The sequence below is a fragment of the Citrobacter portucalensis genome (assembly GCF_023374935.1).
GTDB classification, from domain to species: Bacteria; Pseudomonadota; Gammaproteobacteria; order Enterobacterales; family Enterobacteriaceae; genus Citrobacter; species Citrobacter portucalensis.
In genome coordinates this window covers 1,072,095-1,088,432 of the sequence record NZ_CP092466.1, presented here as the reverse complement: position 1 = coordinate 1,088,432, position 16,338 = coordinate 1,072,095, and the positions used below count along the sequence as shown (strand labels likewise).

Annotated in this window: 16 protein-coding genes; 4 read left to right on the top strand and 12 right to left on the bottom strand. The window is 55.0% G+C overall.

The window, feature by feature from the left end; translation table 11 throughout:
- Positions 1 to 108: 108 nt before the first annotated feature.
- From hypF to LY264_RS05130, 3 genes are all read right to left on the bottom strand, one after another.
- Positions 109 to 2,349, bottom strand: a complete 2,241-nt coding sequence (gene hypF, locus LY264_RS05140) for a carbamoyltransferase HypF (protein WP_048225260.1) — start codon at positions 2,347 to 2,349, stop codon at positions 109 to 111.
- 143 nt (positions 2,350 to 2,492) lie between these two features.
- Positions 2,493 to 3,038, bottom strand: a complete 546-nt coding sequence (gene hydN, locus LY264_RS05135; RefSeq protein WP_048225262.1) for an electron transport protein HydN — start codon at positions 3,036 to 3,038, stop codon at positions 2,493 to 2,495.
- Between the two features lie 145 nt (positions 3,039 to 3,183).
- Positions 3,184 to 4,197, bottom strand: a complete 1,014-nt coding sequence (locus LY264_RS05130; RefSeq protein WP_048215688.1) for a LacI family DNA-binding transcriptional regulator — start codon at positions 4,195 to 4,197, stop codon at positions 3,184 to 3,186.
- Positions 4,198 to 4,461: 264 nt separating this feature from the next.
- On the opposite strand from LY264_RS05130, the gene ascF reads away from it, so the two are divergent.
- The 3 genes from ascF to LY264_RS05115 all read left to right on the top strand — a co-directional run bounded on the left by ascF (position 4,462) and on the right by LY264_RS05115 (position 7,775).
- A complete protein-coding gene (gene ascF / locus LY264_RS05125) occupies positions 4,462 to 5,916 on the top strand; it encodes a PTS cellobiose/arbutin/salicin transporter subunit IIBC (RefSeq protein WP_032944740.1) in 1,455 nt (484 codons plus the stop codon).
- Positions 5,917 to 5,938: 22 nt separating this feature from the next.
- Complete coding sequence (locus LY264_RS05120) at positions 5,939 to 7,363, top strand: 6-phospho-beta-glucosidase (protein WP_048225857.1); 1,425 nt, start codon at positions 5,939 to 5,941, stop codon at positions 7,361 to 7,363.
- A 172-nt stretch (positions 7,364 to 7,535) separates the two neighbouring features.
- On the top strand, positions 7,536 to 7,775 hold the full coding sequence (locus LY264_RS05115; protein WP_008785630.1) for a SymE family type I addiction module toxin: 240 nt from the start codon (positions 7,536 to 7,538) through the stop codon (positions 7,773 to 7,775).
- Positions 7,776 to 7,831: 56 nt separating this feature from the next.
- On the opposite strand, the gene hycI is transcribed toward LY264_RS05115, so the two are convergent.
- From hycI to hycA, 9 genes are all read right to left on the bottom strand, one after another.
- Positions 7,832 to 8,302, bottom strand: a complete 471-nt coding sequence (gene hycI, locus LY264_RS05110; RefSeq protein ID WP_003037382.1) for a hydrogenase maturation peptidase HycI — start codon at positions 8,300 to 8,302, stop codon at positions 7,832 to 7,834.
- Positions 8,295 to 8,705 carry a formate hydrogenlyase maturation HycH family protein gene (locus LY264_RS05105; RefSeq protein WP_003037385.1) on the bottom strand — a complete coding sequence of 137 codons (411 nt, stop codon included), beginning with the start codon at positions 8,703 to 8,705 and terminating at the stop codon, positions 8,295 to 8,297. The genes hycI and LY264_RS05105 overlap by 8 nt, the downstream gene beginning before the upstream one ends.
- Positions 8,702 to 9,469: a formate hydrogenlyase subunit HycG gene (gene hycG, locus LY264_RS05100; RefSeq protein ID WP_003037388.1), complete on the bottom strand. Its 768-nt coding sequence runs from the start codon at positions 9,467 to 9,469 to the stop codon at positions 8,702 to 8,704. Before hycG ends, LY264_RS05105 begins: the two co-directional genes overlap by 4 nt.
- On the bottom strand, positions 9,469 to 10,011 hold the full coding sequence (locus LY264_RS05095) for a formate hydrogenlyase complex iron-sulfur subunit (RefSeq protein WP_032944742.1): 543 nt from the start codon (positions 10,009 to 10,011) through the stop codon (positions 9,469 to 9,471). Before LY264_RS05095 ends, hycG begins: the two co-directional genes overlap by 1 nt.
- A 9-nt stretch (positions 10,012 to 10,020) precedes the next feature.
- On the bottom strand, positions 10,021 to 11,730 hold the full coding sequence (hycE, locus tag LY264_RS05090) for a formate hydrogenlyase subunit HycE (RefSeq protein WP_048215684.1): 1,710 nt from the start codon (positions 11,728 to 11,730) through the stop codon (positions 10,021 to 10,023).
- Between the two features lie 17 nt (positions 11,731 to 11,747).
- The gene (locus LY264_RS05085; RefSeq protein WP_003825914.1) at positions 11,748 to 12,671 is read right to left on the bottom strand and encodes a respiratory chain complex I subunit 1 family protein; all 924 of its coding nucleotides are present in this window, start codon (positions 12,669 to 12,671) and stop codon (positions 11,748 to 11,750) included.
- A gap of 2 nt (positions 12,672 to 12,673) precedes the next feature.
- A complete protein-coding gene (gene hycC / locus LY264_RS05080; protein ID WP_003825912.1) occupies positions 12,674 to 14,500 on the bottom strand; it encodes a formate hydrogenlyase subunit 3 in 1,827 nt (608 codons plus the stop codon).
- A complete protein-coding gene (gene hycB, locus LY264_RS05075; RefSeq protein WP_071692226.1) occupies positions 14,497 to 15,108 on the bottom strand; it encodes a formate hydrogenlyase subunit HycB in 612 nt (203 codons plus the stop codon). The genes hycC and hycB overlap by 4 nt, the downstream gene beginning before the upstream one ends.
- A 143-nt stretch (positions 15,109 to 15,251) precedes the next feature.
- Complete coding sequence (gene hycA, locus LY264_RS05070) at positions 15,252 to 15,710, bottom strand: formate hydrogenlyase regulator HycA (RefSeq protein ID WP_008785633.1); 459 nt, start codon at positions 15,708 to 15,710, stop codon at positions 15,252 to 15,254.
- A gap of 198 nt (positions 15,711 to 15,908) precedes the next feature.
- Between hycA and hypA the strand changes: the two genes are divergently transcribed.
- A complete protein-coding gene (gene hypA, locus LY264_RS05065; protein ID WP_008785634.1) occupies positions 15,909 to 16,280 on the top strand; it encodes a hydrogenase maturation nickel metallochaperone HypA in 372 nt (123 codons plus the stop codon).
- The last annotated feature ends 58 nt before the right edge of the window (positions 16,281 to 16,338 follow it).

The following is a 16,338-nucleotide window of genomic DNA, read 5'->3' as shown; positions in this document are numbered from 1 at the left end:
CGGCAATGCTGCTACTGATTTATTAACCTCACGCACATGGATGTGCGTTGCCACTTGTCGGTATGCCCCGACATGTTTTTCTTGCCCCGCCAGTCCCGGGGCTTTTTTTTATTTTTGCGCCAACGCTCGCGCCGCGGCAATCACGCCCTGCCCCAATGACAACCCGCCGTCGCCCGCCGGTAAACGCTGCGGGAACAGTAAGGTAAAATCACGCAGATAAAACGCCAGACGGGCCGACAATAAGCGGTTATGCATCACGCCACCGCTAAATACTAACGTCTTAATCCCGCGCGCTTCGGCCTGCATTCGCATCAGAGTGGCAAACCCACGCGCCAGCGCGTCGTGAAACGCCCACGCCCTTTCTGCTGGTTTGGCCTGCCAGTTCAGCCATTGCTGCCAAAAAACCGCTAAGTCCAGCTGATTGTCATCAAGCGGCACCGTGACTGGGTGATCAACGCCATCACATTGCGATGCCATCGCCTCAAGCGCACAGGCCGCTTCACCTTCATAACTCAATGATTCCGGTGCACATTGCAACGCGGCGGCAACGGCATCAAACAGTCGTCCGCACGATGACGCCAGCGGAGCGTTAATTCCCCGTTCAATAGCGCGCGCCAGCACGTTCCAGTTTTGATGTTGCAGCACCGATGTTTCCGGATAACGCTGCCAGTCAGGAACAAAACGCAGGCACTGCGCGAGCAGATTACGCCACGGCTGTTTTGCCGCCAGATCGCCGCCCGCCAGCGCTACCGCCGGTAAGCCGCCAAGGTGTTCGCATTCACGATAGTTAACTCGCAAACACTCCCCACCCCACAGCGCGCCGTTTTCCCCCATACCGATACCGTCTAGCGTCAGAGCAATCACATCACCGCCATTGAGCGGCCATCTGTGTTCCGCAAGACACGCAGCGGCATGCGCATGGTGATGTAGCACCGTTTCAGTTGGCAGCTCCATTTCACTGGCCCACTGGCTGGAAACATAGCCAGGGTGTGCATCATGCACGATACGCTGCGGCGTAAAGTCATAAATGTTCTGGATCAGGCGTAGCGCATCACGCCACTGTTGCTGAATGCCGTCATCGCTAAGATCGCCCAAATGCTGGCTGATAACCGCCTGCTCGCCGCGCACCAGACAGAAAGTATTTTTCAGATCCGCCCCTAAGCACAGCATCGGCGGCACGTCGAGAAATCCTGGTGGTAGTGCGACCGCATCCGGCACATAACCCCGGGAACGACGCAGCATTTCCCCACTGTCACGCACCACGGAGTCATCCATCCGCTGCACAATTTCGCGATTATGCAGCAGGAAACCGTCGGCAATGTCGTGTAAATCTTCCAGCGCCTGGGCGTTGGTAATGGCCGGAGGCCTGCCGCTGAGGTTGCCAGAAGTCATCACCAGCGGACAATTCATCTCTTGTAAGAGCAAATGCTGTAACGGATTCGCTGGCAGCATGACGCCAACCTCCGTTAACCCCGGCGCAATGCCCTCGCTCAATGCAGCGACATAGCGTTTCTGCACCAGCACGATCGGCGCAGCAGGGGTAGTCAGCAAACGACGAGCGGGTTCAGACAATCCTTCATCAGAGGGCAGCATCACTGCCAGAGGTTTCGCCGGACGGTGTTTGCGCAGCCTGAGTAGCGCTACGGCGTTATCATTTCGCGCATCGCACACCAGATGAAACCCACCAATGCCTTTAACCGCCACAATACCGCCTGCTTTCAGCCGCGTTACCGCCGCCTGCAGCGCCTCTTCTTTCTCCGCTCGCTCACCTGCACAGAACCACTCCAGATGAGGGCCGCATGCCGGACAAGCCACTGGCTGGGCGTGGAAGCGACGGTCGTACGGATCGCGATACTCTTTGTCACATTGCGCGCAGAGTGGGAATGACGCCATTACGGTAAACGGACGATCGTAGGGCATCGCGCGGATAATCGTAAAACGCGGACCACAGTGGGTGCAGTTGATAAAGGGGTAGCGGTAACGACGTTCGCCGGGGGTGTTCATTTCTACAAGGCATTCGGGACAGGTCGCGGCGTCCGGAACGATTTGCGTATTCATCGTACCGCCAGCACTTTGACGAATCGAGAAATCGGCAGGCTGCTGCGTCCAGGCGAATGGTTCACTCTCAACGCTGTCAATGCGCGCCAGCGGTGGGCAGTGTTGATGCAACTGCGCAATAAACACCGCCGGATCTTCCTGTAAGCGCACAACCACACCGTCACCGTCGTTACACACATCGCCATGCAGTTGTAAGCGCTGCGCCAGTTGCCAGACGTAGGGGCGAAATCCGACGCCCTGTACTTTGCCGCGAATACGCAGCTGTACGCCGGAGTGGTTGTTTATTGTCATTAAGTCGTTCCCGCAGTCATCTATCCCGGTTTGCCTGATGGCGCTACGCTTATCAGGCCTACGTGGATGCGAACAGTAGGCCGGATAAGGCAAAGCCGCCATCCGGCATAAGTACTACCGTATTTTACGCGGATTTTCAGATATCAGAACAGCAAAGATGCGGTGGAATCCAGCGCGGCGCGACGACGTTTTTCCGCGCTCAGTTGCTCAAGCTTATTGCGATCCACATATATCAGTGCGTGAGTCGGGCACACTTCCATACAGGCAGGACCAGTCTCACGATGGTGGCACAGGTCGCACTTATTGGCTTCAGCTTTTTCTGCACGGACGTTCAGACCTGCGCCGCTGTTACGCACGACCGGACGCACGACCACTTCCATTGCGCCGTAAGGACAAGCCACAACGCAGGTTTTACAGCCAATGCAGCGTTCCTGCATTACGTGGACAAAACCTTTATCACGGCTGATCGCACCGTTCGGACAGACGTTAGCGCACGGCGCGTCTTCGCACTGGCGGCACAGCGTCGCCGTGGAGACATTAACGCCTTTGATGACGTGAATGCGGGGTAAAAAGGTTTCAGGGGTCAGCGATGCGCAGTCCTGGTTATCCTGATGGGATACCACGCAGGCCACTTCACAGGTACGGCAACCAATGCATTTATTGGCGTCTGCAATGATGAAACGGTTCATCAATTTCTCCAGCAATGACAGAATATCTGCCGAAGCATACACAAATCGTGCCAGAATTTAATTTGCTGTTTTTAAAGGAGTTTTATTCTGAAGAACGCAAGAAGAGCGTGTCATCGTCACTAGTGACGATGACAAATGACAGCTGTCAGCGCGAAACGGGCGGCGCAACTGAGTCGCGCGCAATGAGTTCACCGGTGAAGGTCTTTGACGGCGTAAACGCCCCGTCACCTAACATAAAGATCAGGCGCCCAATCGTTTCCTGAATCATTTCTGTTACCGGAATTTTAACGCTGGAAAGCGCCGGAATAGTGTATGGCGCGAGGGCGATATCATCAAAGCCAATCACCGACACCTGTGCGGGAACGCTCACACCATGCTCGTGTAACTGCTTCATAGCGCCGATCGCCATATCGTCATTGCTGGCCACCAATGCGGTAAAATTGACCTTGCGCGAAAGCAAAGTATCCACACCCGCTGCGCCGCAGGCTGGCGTCCATTTCCCTTTAACAATCAGATCATTATTTAGCGCGATCCCATGATGTGCCAGCGCGTCTTTATAGCCTGAAAGTCGCTCCACGCCGGTTGGCGAATCCATCGAGCCGGTAATAAAACCAATCTCTTTATGCCCGGTGGCAATGAGCTGAGTAACGGCGTTAAAGCTGGTCTGCTTTTGATCGCACCATACGCTGTGGCTACTGTTTTTCCGCAGGCGTCGATTAAGCACCATAATCGGCTGGCTGTGGGCATCGATGATGTCATCTATCTCATCCACGCTGAGAAAACGCGGATAAATCATAATCGCGTCACAGCGCAGGTCGAGCAGGTACTGGATCGCCTGGCGCTCTTCCTCAGCGCTATGCTTACCGTCAGCCAGTAACAGCTGGCGCCCTTTATCTTCCGCCATCCGCGCGGTATGAAACAGCAGTTCGCTGAAATAGACGCCGTGATAAAGGGTGTTTGTTACCACCAGACCCAGTGTCTGCGTGGTTTTCGCCGCGAGACTGCGCGCCAGCAAATTTGGGCGGTAACCACTCTCTTCAATGGCCTGAAACACGCGGTCTTTGGTTTCCTGGCTGACATAGCCGTTTCCGGAAAGCACCCGGGAAACCGTCGCTTTCGACACTCCGGCACGCTTCGCCACCTCCAGCATCGTGGTCATATTACTCATCCCTTTTATCTCGATGTGACGCAGTGTACTGCACCGTTTTGCCGCTGTCCTTGCTGCTAAATCGCAGACGCTGACATCTGGTGATCGGGGTCACAATTACAAAAACTGATCAAAATTAAATCTTGATCAGTTAATGCAATTTAAACATGATTTTGTGGAACCGGTTTCCTATCTGCGTTTCATCAACCCAGAAAAGCGACCCACGTAAACGGATAAAAAATAACGTACTCTACTGATAAAACAGGATTAAATCCGATGTCCAAGAATTATGCAGCGCTGGCGCGCTCCGTTGTGACGGCTCTGGGAGGCGTCGACAACATCACAGCAGTGACCCACTGTATGACCCGTTTGCGTTTCGTTATCAAAGATGACTCGCAGGTCGACAGCGCGACGCTGAAAACCCTCACTGGCGTGCTGGGCGTGGTGCGCAACGAGAACCAGTGTCAGGTGATTATCGGCAACACCGTTTCGCAGGCATATCGTGAAGTGGTCAGCCTGTTGCCTGCCAACATGCAGCCTGCTGAGCCGCAAATCAAACCCCGACTGACGCTGAAGCGAATTGGCGCGGGGATCCTTGATGCGCTGATCGGCACAATGTCGCCGTTGATCCCGGCGATAATCGGCGGATCAATGCTCAAGCTGCTGGCGATGGTTCTGGAAATGACCGGCGTGCTGGTGAAAGGATCGTCCACGCTCACCATTCTGACCGTCATTGGCGACGGTGCATTCTTCTTCCTGCCGCTGATGGTCGCCGCGTCGGCCGCTATCAAATTCAAAACCAACATGTCGCTGGCTATCGCCATCGCGGGCGTACTGGTGCATCCCAGCTTTATCGACCTGATGGCGAAGGCCGCGCAGGGTGAGCACGTTGAGTTTGCCCTGATCCCAGTGACGGCAGTGAAATACACCTACACGGTGATCCCGGCGCTGGTCATGACCTGGTGTTTGTCATACATCGAACGCTGGGTCGATCGTATAACTCCGGCGGTGACCAAAAACTTCCTCAAACCGATGCTGATCGTGCTGATCGCCGCCCCACTCGCCATCGTCATCATTGGCCCGATCGGTATCTGGATCGGTAGCGCGATTTCAGCGCTGGTTTATACCATCCACGGCTATCTCGGCTGGCTGTCAGTGGCCATTATGGGCGCGCTGTGGCCGCTGCTGGTAATGACCGGTATGCACCGTGTCTTTACGCCAACCATTATTCAGACCATTGCCGAAACCGGAAAAGAAGGCATGGTAATGCCATCGGAAATTGGCGCCAACTTGTCGTTAGGTGGTTCATCGCTGGCAGTGGCATGGAAAACCAAAAACCCGGAGCTGCGCCAGACTGCATTAGCAGCTGCCGCCTCAGCCATCATGGCGGGCATTTCCGAACCCGCGCTATATGGCGTGGCAATCCGCTTGAAACGTCCGCTGATTGCGAGCCTTATCAGCGGTTTTATCTGCGGTGCTGTTGCTGGAATGGCCGGGCTTGCAAGCCACTCCATGGCGGCTCCAGGTCTGTTCACCAGCGTCCAGTTTTTCGATCCGGCCAATCCGATGACCATCGTTTGGGTATTTGGCGTGATGGCACTGGCGGTAGTGCTTTCTTTTGTACTAACGCTGATTCTCGGCTTTGAAGATATTCCTGTCGAAGATGCAGCCGCGCAGGCCAGAAAAAACCAGGCCGCACAACCGGGCAATATCAATGGAGCCAGCATTTGACTGGTATGAACTGAGGTTAATTATGTCTGTTTTTCCGCAAGGATTTTTATGGGGCGGCGCACTGGCCGCCAACCAGTCTGAAGGGGCATACCGGGAAGGCGGCAAAGGGCTGACTACCGTCGATATGATCCCCCACGGCACACACCGCATGCCCGTCAAACTGGGTCAGGAAAAGCGTTTTACGCTGCGGGATGACGAATTTTATCCCAGCCATCAGGCGATCGACTTTTATCATCGCTATAAAGAAGATATCGCGCTGATGGCGGAAATGGGGTTTACGGTTTTTCGTACTTCCATTGCCTGGAGCCGCCTCTACCCTAACGGCGACGAGCTGACGCCGAATGAAGACGGAATCGCGTTTTATCGGGCCGTGTTTGCCGAGTGTAAAAAATACGGTATTGAGCCATTAGTCACGCTGTGTCACTTCGATGTGCCTATGCATCTGGTCACCGAGTACGGCTCCTGGCGTAACCGCAAAATGGTGGAGTTCTTTACCCGCTACGCCCGTACCTGCTTCGAGGCCTTTGACGGTCTGGTGAAGTACTGGCTGACGTTCAACGAAATCAACATTATGCTGCACAGCCCCTTTTCAGGCGCCGGGCTGGTATTTGAAGAAGGTGAAAATCAGGATCAGGTGAAATATCAGTCCGCTCACCACGAACTGATAGCCAGCGCCCTGGCGACTAAAATAGCCCATGAAATTAATCCGCAAAACCAGGTCGGTTGTATGCTGGCTGGCGGTAATTTTTATCCTTACTCGTGTAAGCCGGAAGATGTGTGGACCGCACTGGAAAAAGACCGTGAAAACCTGTTCTTTATTGATGTGCAGGCGCGCGGGGCCTACCCGGCTTACTCTGCCCGCGTGTTTCGCGAAAAAGGCGTGGTAATCAAAAAAGCCCTGGAAGATGACGACATCCTGAAAAACACCGTCGATTTCGTCTCGTTTAGCTATTACGCATCGCGTTGCGCCTCCGCTGAAATGAACACGGGCAATACCAGCGCCGCCAACGTGGTGAAGTCGCTGCGTAATCCGTATATTGCCGCCAGCGAATGGGGTTGGGGCATCGATCCGCTCGGCCTGCGCATCACCATGAATATGATGTATGACCGCTATCAGAAGCCGCTGTTTCTGGTGGAAAACGGGCTGGGAGCGAAAGATGAAATTGATGCTAACGGTGAGATCAATGACGACTATCGCATCAGCTATTTACGCGAACATATTCGCGCCATGGCAGACGCGATTGAAGATGGCGTGCCGCTGATGGGTTACACCACCTGGGGCTGTATCGATCTGGTTTCTGCCTCAACCGGTGAGATGAGCAAACGCTACGGTTTTGTGTACGTGGACCGCGATGACGCGGGCAACGGCACGCTGGCGCGCACCCGTAAGAAATCATTCTGGTGGTACAAAAAAGTCATCGCCAGTAACGGTGCCGATCTGGCATGACGGATCTGCCGGAGGGGGTTACAGCCTTCCGGCAGAAGTACATATTTTCATTTCATTTATTACATTCCAGATTTGGAATCGTCCTTCCAGTTTCAGGTTTGCCCTCCCCCTTTTTTACTGGCATTTTATTCAGTAGTTTTTAATCCTGGCCGTTCACCACAAGGAAGCGTGCATGTTTGATAAAAAGGGCAAAACAGCAGTGGCAATCACCAAACCGGTACGTCGCCTGAAAGTCAGCTATGTCAGAAAACGCCATGAAGATCCAAAAACGGGTTACACGCGACGAATCAGTCGTCACGCCTCACTCACGCTGAACGGCGACTGGCTGGAACAAGCGGGATTCCCTACCGGGACGGCAGTGAATGTATCAGTGATGCAGGGGAAATTAATTATTGAGCAGGCAATTGAATGACGAGGATACACTGGGAAAACAGGCCGGATGTCGTTCACATCCGGCACTGATACGGTTTACTCTTCTGGTGCTTCCAGCTCGGAGAATCCACCGTGTCCTTCCCAACCGGCTAATCGCTGATAGACGGTATCAACCGCATCTTTGATCGGCTGTGTCATCGGGTAGTAAAAACCGACGATGTCCGGTTGAATGCCGAGGAAAATTACCTCACCAACATCGTCTTTCAGCTGATCTACCAGATAGTTCAGCGGCATGTTGTGGGTGGTCATCATGAACATTTCGGCAATATCATCCGGGTCGATAATGCGGATTTCACCAGGGTTTAACCCCATGTCGGTGGCATCCACAATCAACAGACGCTGCGGGCGCAATTCACGGATCGCGACAATATCGTTCTCCGGCGCGCTACCGCCGTCGATGACAACCCAGTTGCCTTGAGGATTTGCAGCACACATTTCCGCCAGCAGCGGGCCCGCGCCGTCATCGCCCATCATGCTGTTACCCACACATAATAAAACGTCAGTCACGGTGTCTCCTCACCATCAGATAGATGGCGCTTTCCTGGTGTATGTCGTGCAGCATGCTAAGCATCAGCTTGCTCCACTCCTGCTGCTGCGGGGTCTGCACGGCACGCGCATCATCGAACGCGCGCGCCAGCATTTGTACATGGTTGAAATCGATAACGATCTCGCCGTATTTCGGCACGCCTTCCATTTTCCGGCGGGCTTCGCTTCCCTCAGCAAGGGTAGCAATCCATGCCAGATATTCGTCCCATGGACAAGTTAACGCCGCTTCCAGGCAATCGATGATCCCAAGGTGGTGACCAATCGCCAGGCTGTAATAGACAACCTGCTGCGCCTCAGCGGGCGTCGCATCGTTCTCATCAATAAACTTACGGCTCAGTTGACTGAACACCACCGTTTCACTCATCGGATACGCGCCTCTTCGACAACATGATTAAGATGCGTGACGATCTCGGTCAGACGCGGATCATTTTCCGCTTCCAACCAGCGCGCCACTTGATGCTCGCCCTGCCCTAACTGCGTCATATAGTCATCAGCAATCTGGCGACCATAGCGGTATCCCGCCAGACGGCGAGCCTCGCGATCCACCTTCACGCGCAGCGGCTGAACCATATCCGGATGCAGAATTTCAGCGGGCTGTTCGTCCAGTTCACCCGGCGCACGCGCGTGAATTTTTTGCTCCAGCAGACCCAACGCCATGGCAAAACCGTACAGCGTTGCCGCAGGCGTCGGCGGACAACCTGGAATATACACGTCCACCGGTACGATTTTGTCCGTGCCGCCCCATACGCAGTATAAATCGTGGAAGATACCGCCGCTGTTCCCACAAGCACCGTAAGAGATACAAATTTTCGGATCTGGCGCAGACTGCCAGGCACGCAGCGCCGGAGAGCGCATGGCACGGGTTACCGCGCCGGTAAACAGCAGAATATCCGCATGGCGCGGTGACGGGACGACTTTGATGCCAAAACGTTCGGCATCAAACAGCGGAGAAAGCGTAGCAAAGATTTCGATTTCGCAACCGTTGCAGCCGCCGCAGTCCACGCGGTAAACATACGCTGAACGCTTGATGCTTTTCAGCAGCGATGCTTTCATGCTGGCAATGGATTCATCCACCGTCATCGGTACCGGAATACCGTTGGCGTCACGTGGGCCTAATAAATTGCTCATCAGCTGGCCTCTTTCATATGGCGAGTCAGTTCAATACGGTCAGACGGCACCAGGCATTTCTGGCGCTTACAGTCCGGGCAGGTCTCAAAGCTTTCACGGTGGTTTTCCGCGCGGGTATCACCGTTGTGCTTAAGCAGCGCAATGGCGTAATCAATCTCTTTTTGCACCGCAAACGGACGGTTACATACGCGGCAATTACACAGCGCAAAACGAGACTGCTGCAGGAAATCATCTTTCTTCCACACCGCCAGCTCATACTCCTGCGACAGCTTGATCGCCGCCGTCGGGCAAACTTCTTCGCAGCGGGCGCAGAAGATGCAGCGACCGAGGTTGAACTGCCACGCCAGCTCATTGGTAACCAGATCGGTTTCTACCGTCAGAGCGTTCGACGGGCACGCGTTCACACAGGCCGCACAGCCGATGCACTGCTGCGGATTATGTTCCGGTTTGCCACGGAAGTTTTTATCGACCGCAATCGGCTCGAGCGGATACGACGACGTCGGTGCCCCGGTTTTGATGACTTTTTTGATAAAGGTAAACATGGCGATTCCTTATTTCAGCGGCGAGTTTTTACGCTCGATGCTGTAGCGCTCAAGTTCTTTGTACGGCACGACTTTGCTCTTCTTCTTACGCACATCGACCACAGTCATACGGTCAGTACAGGAGTAGCAAGGATCGAGGCTACCGATAATCAGCGGGGCATCGGAAACGGTATTGCCACGCAGCATGTAGCGCAGCGTCGGCCAGTTGGCGTAAGTCGCCGCACGGCAGCGCCAGCGATACAGTTTTTGGTTGTCGCCGGTCATGCTCCAGTGGATGTCATCTCCACGCGGCGCTTCAGCAAAGCCCAGTGCGAAACGGTGAGGAATATAGGTAAAGCCTTCCACCGCCAGCGGTCCGCCCGGCAGGTTGTCCAGACCAAAGTCGATCATGTTCAGTGCGGTATAGACTTCATTGATACGGACTTTCAGGCGAGAAATAACGTCGCAGCCCTGCTCGCTGTGAACTTCCATCGGCAGCAGGCCATAGCCTACAAACGGGTGATCGGCGCGGGTGTCACGCGCGTGACCGCTGGCGCGAACCATCGGACCGACGTTACTAAAGTCGCGAGCGATTTCTGGATCCAAACGACCAATACCCACGGTACGCTGTTCCATGTTCGGCGTACTGAGCAGCATATCGACCAGTTCCTGCACCTCACGACGCATCTGCTGCGCCAGTTGACGGGTCTGGATCATATCGTCTTTCAGCAGGTCACGACGGATACCGCCGATCAGGTTCATACCGTAAGTTTTACGCGCCCCGGTGAGGATCTCCGCCATCTTCATCGACGTTTCACGCACGCGGAAGAACTGCATAAAGCCGGAGTCAAAACCGGTGAAGTGACAGGCCAGGCCGAGGTTCAGCAGATGCGAGTGCAGACGCTCCACTTCCAGCAGAATGGCGCGGATCATCTGCGCGCGTTCCGGCACCACGATACCCATCGCATTCTCTACGGAGGTGGTATAGGCGGTGCTGTGGGCAAAACCGCAGATGCCGCACACGCGGTCCGACAGGAACGTCACTTCGTTGTAACCCATACGGGTTTCCGCCAGTTTCTCCATGCCGCGGTGGACATAGAACAGACGATAGTCGGCGTCGATGATGTTCTCGCCGTCAACAAACAGACGGAAGTGACCGGGTTCATCGGAGGTCACGTGCAGCGGGCCAATCGGCACCACGTTATTTTTCTTGTCACCCAGTTCGTTGATGAACTCGTAGGTTTCAGCATCGGTAGTCGGCGCCGGACGCTGACGATAATCCATGCTGTCTTTACGCAGCGGATACAGCTCGTCCGGCCAATCATCCGGCAGCACCAGACGACGTTCATCCGGCAAACCGACCGGGATCAAACCGTACATGTCGCGCACTTCACGCTCGCCCCAGACGGCAGCCGGAACGCGTGGCGTCACGGACGGGAACTCCAGTTTATTGGCATCGACTTCAACGCGGACGGTGATCCAGCACTTGGTGCCCTGCTCCATCGACATCACGTAATAAACGGCGTAATGGCCGCACAGCTGACGTTCGTCGTTACCAAACAGCACGGACAACCAGCCACCCTGTTTGTAGTACAGGAACTCCACCACTTCCGGCAGGTAGTTCACCTTGACGGTGATCGTCAGCTGATCTTTGGTCTGCCAGGCTTCATCCAGCACCACGCCCGGAAAGGCCTGGTGCAGCGCAGCGAGATATTGTTGACCTAATTTTTCTTCAGACATGCTCAAACTCTCTTAAATCACGCCACCAGCAAGGAGACGAACGCTAAAAACGCAAACCCAAAACCGGCCCAGGTCACGCGTGAAGTGGCGCAAAAACGCAGACGCGCCATGCTGTTTTCGAACAGGGCGATGACCAGCACGCCGAGGACCAGCTTGACGACGGCAATCACCAGCGCCAGCAGCAGTCCACCGGCGGTGAAGGTTTCCATCTGTCCCCACGGCAGGAACACGCCAACGAACATTTGCAGAACGACCAGCTGTTTGAGGCTAATGCCCCACTTCAGCACGGCAAAACCGCTGCCGCTGTATTCAGTCAATGGACCTTCCTGCAGCTCCTGCTCTGCTTCCGCCAGATCGAACGGCAGTTTGCCCATTTCGATAAAGGTGGCGAAAGCACAGGCGCACAGTGCCAGAATCAGCGGGATGCTGCGCGCAGCAGGCCAGTGGTAAATGGTATCGGCGATATTGCTGATATGGGTTGAACCCGCAACCTGTGCCGCTACCCACAGCCCCAGCAGCAGGATAGGTTCAACCAGCACACCGAGCATCGCTTCACGGCTGGCGCCAATGGCGGTAAACGGGCTACCGGTATCCAGTCCCGCGATAGAGAAGAAGAAACGGGCGATGGCGAACAGGTAAATTAAGGTGATCAGATCGCCAAGTTGTGGCAGCGGCGAGCCAACGGTCACTACCGGCAACGCAGTGGCGATAGTCAGCATCACGCCCACCATCACAAACGGCGTCAGGCGGAAAACCCAGCTGGAATCCGCAGGCGCAATGCTCTGACGGCCCAGCAGTTTGATAATGTCGCGGTATTCCTGCAAAACGCCCGGACCGCGGCGATTGTGCAAACGCGCACGCGCCACGCGGGTAACACCGGACAGCAGCGGCGCAACGGCAAACAGCACCAGCGCCTGAATTAACGGATATAAAACACTCATTCTCAGGCTCCTCGAGAAACCACAATCACCACCAGCACCGCCAGCTCAATCAGCGCCAGGCGACGGAACAGCACCGGTGCAGCCGCATTCTGCCAGCCCGGAACCAGTGATACCGGGTTCAGCCATTTACGCAGTTTGAGTACCGGGGCAAAGGCTTCTTTCACCGGCATGGCAAAACCGTGCGCGGTAATAACCATTGACTGCTCGTGATCGTAGCCACACACCCATGCCGCACCGCGTGAACGCGACGGCAGACGGTTGCCTTTGAAAATGGCCATGATGATGAACGGCAGCAGCGGACACGCGATCAGCAGCAGCGTGATCATTGGCTGAGAAACGGTGGTGTTCGCGGTTTCCAACGGCAGCGGAACGGCGGAGGAGATCATCGGCAGCAGCCACGGCGCAGCAACGCCGCCAATCACGCAGCAGATAGCCAGCGCGACGACGCTCACTCCCATCAGGATTGGCGCGCAGCAGGCATTTTCAGCTTCCTTCGTGCGCGGTGCGCCAAGGAACGTAACGCCATAGACTTTCGCCATACACATCACCGCCAGCGCGCCGGTAATTGCCAGCCCTACCGCCAGCAACGGCCCTAACAGGCTACCGACAAACGCGCCGCTGTTGCCAAGCTTAAAGAAGGATTGGTAGATAACCCACTCACCGGCAAAACCGTTCAGCGGCGGCAGTGCGGCCATCGCCATCAGACCAACCAGCATCGCCAGCGAGATAACCGGCATACGTTTACCGATACCGCCCAGTTTTTCGATATCACGATGACCGGTACGGAACCAGATGCTGCCTGCACCCAGGAACAGAACGCTTTTGAACAGGCTGTGGTTTACCAGGTGGTACAGACCGCCGGTCAAACCCAGCGCGATCAGCGCCGGTTGATTCAGGGAAATTCCGGTCACGCCAGCGCCCAGGCCCAGCAGAATAATGCCGATGTTTTCCAGCGTGTGGTACGCCAGCAGACGCTGGATGTTGTGCTCCATCAGCGCATACAGACCGCCAACAAACGCGGTGATCATGCCCAGCACCAGCAGCGTAATCCCCCACCACAGCGGCGCGTTACCGCCCAGCAGCGACAGGGAGAGAATACCCAGCAGACCAACCTTCATGACGACGGTAGAGAACAGCGCCGCAGCCGGTGCGCTGGCATTGGCGTGTGCCTGTGGCACCCAACCGTGCAGTGGAATAATCCCGGCCAGCAGGCCAAAACCTGCCACGCCCAGCAGCCAGATGTCAGACCCGAGCGGCAGCTCCTGGGTGCGCAGGTCTAGCAGACGCAGCTCCAGAGTGCCGTAACGTTGCCACACCAGGTAGCAGGCGACCGCCAGCAGCAGCGTACCAATACGCCCCAGCGCAAACCACAGTTTGCCTTCTTTACTGCATCCGGTAAGGAACACGGCACACAGCGCCATGATTTCCGCCATCACCACCAGCGTACCAAGGTTGCTGGCAACCACCGCACATACCGCCGCGGCCATCAGCAGATTCACCAGCAGGCCGTTAGCTTTCACCTGCGGATGACGATGCCAGTCAATGTTGTACAGGCTGACAAACAGGCCGCACAGGCCCAGTGTAATCAGCCAGATAGCATTCAGCGGAGTAATTTGCAGACTGTGACCAATAAACGGCATCACGCCGCTCACTGCCAGCGCATTAGTCAGAACGGTAAAACCCGCGGCTGCCGTACACAGGCTGCCGACTGCACCGCCAACCCCAGCAATCCAGCCGCTCAGCGATTTATGAAATGAAAACAGAAATGCCAGAACCGCCGCAGCCGTAAACCAGGCCACGCCGCTGTTAATCAGTGAAATTGCGCTCATTTTGCATCCCCACTCTGAGCCTGCTGAAACAAGGTGAGATCGCCGAAATCGGTATTGAAAGTCAGCTCACGCTTACGTTTGCTGGCGCGGGCGATATCCATGTTGCTCACCAGATGCAGGGCTTTGGTCGGACACATGCGCACGCAGGCAGGACCTTGCTCGTCAAAACTACACAGATCGCATTTCACCGCGATGGCACGAACGCCAGGAACCCAGTCCAACAGCGAACTCACGCGAGCAGGCGCTGGCGGAGCCGGAGGCGCTTTTGGCGTATTGGCGTTTGCCGGAATGTGTAGCGGACGGCTACCGGAAAACTCTATCGCGCCAAACGGACAAGCGATCCCGCACATTTTGCAGCTTACGCACAGGCTTTCGTTCAGCTGTACGGCGCCATCAACGCGGTTAATGGCATTAACCGGACACACGGTGGCGCAAGGCGCATCTTCACACTGGTGGCAAAGCTGCGGCGCGGATTCTTTTTCATTTAACATCACTTTCAGGCGCGGCATTGACTGCAGGCCATGCTGGCGATGTGTCTCTGAGCAGGCGGCTTCACAGGTGTGGCAGCCAATACAAAGAGTGGAGTCAGCAATTACAAAACGATTCACCAGGCATTCCTCAGGTGATAGTCATTTTTGACGAAAACATGTCTACCAAATGTCATTTCGACATTTTTCGACATGCCCATTCCCTAAAACGTCGTGACGCAGTATGTAGACCGCACCATGACAAAGTGGGCAGCACCCGAGGCTTAAGCCGGGCTATGTCCCTCAACCAGCTGGCTTAAATTCACCGGCATATTGTTCTCAACCGCGGTGTACAGGCTGTCGTAGACGGTGGCGATTTTTTCGAGATAGTGCTCCAGCACCTGCTCGCGATCGCGGTTGCTAATACGCTCATCGACCTTACCGTCGATAGTCAATTCTGCCTGTGCAATCAGCTGCTTATCATCACCGTCTTTCGTTTCGACGTAGTATTCGATGGTATGGCTGTTAAAGCCGTCCGCCAGCGTGACGTAGATAGTGAAGTGTTCAAAAAGGACGAAGCAGAGATCCTTGTCCGGTGCGCAGCTCATCGCATGATGCAAACGCGCTTTTGACAGGGTGATCCCCTGAACCAGCGAGTTGCAGTAAATACGCCACTGGTCCTGTAGGCGACGATGCCGTTCAGCGATGTAATCGGCTTTTTCGCTTATTTCCCAAATAGTCATGTCAGGTTACCCGTTTAGCAGAGATGAACAGCCTTAAGCACATTTCATGCCAAAATTAAATCACTTAATTTTCATATAGATAAAAAATCAAAGGCGGGTGACGACATGTCATTTCGTCATCGTCGTCATTGTCACGAATGAAAAAAATCAACCTGGCATGCTTATTGCTTTTATTACGGCAACTTCACAGGAGGCGGTATGCACGAAATAACCCTCTGCCAACGGGCACTGGAATTGATTGAACAACAGGCCACGCAACACGGTGCTAAGCGAGTAACTGGGGTCTGGCTCAAAATTGGCGCATTTTCTTGCGTAGAAACCAGCGCTCTCTCCTTTTGTTTTGATCTGGTATGCCGCGGGACCCTTGCAGAAGGTTGTAAACTCCACCTCGAAGAACAAGAAGCCGAATGTTGGTGCGAATCTTGTCAGCAATACGTCACGTTACTGACGCAACGCGTGCGCCGATGTCCGCAATGCAACAGCGATATGCTGAGAATTGTGGCCGATGACGGCTTACAGATTCGACGTATTGAAATAGATGAAACTCCAGCGCCGGATGGCGACGCTTAAGCGTCTTATCCAGCCTACAGAAACAGCTCGTTTGTAGGCCGGATAAGGCAACGTAGCC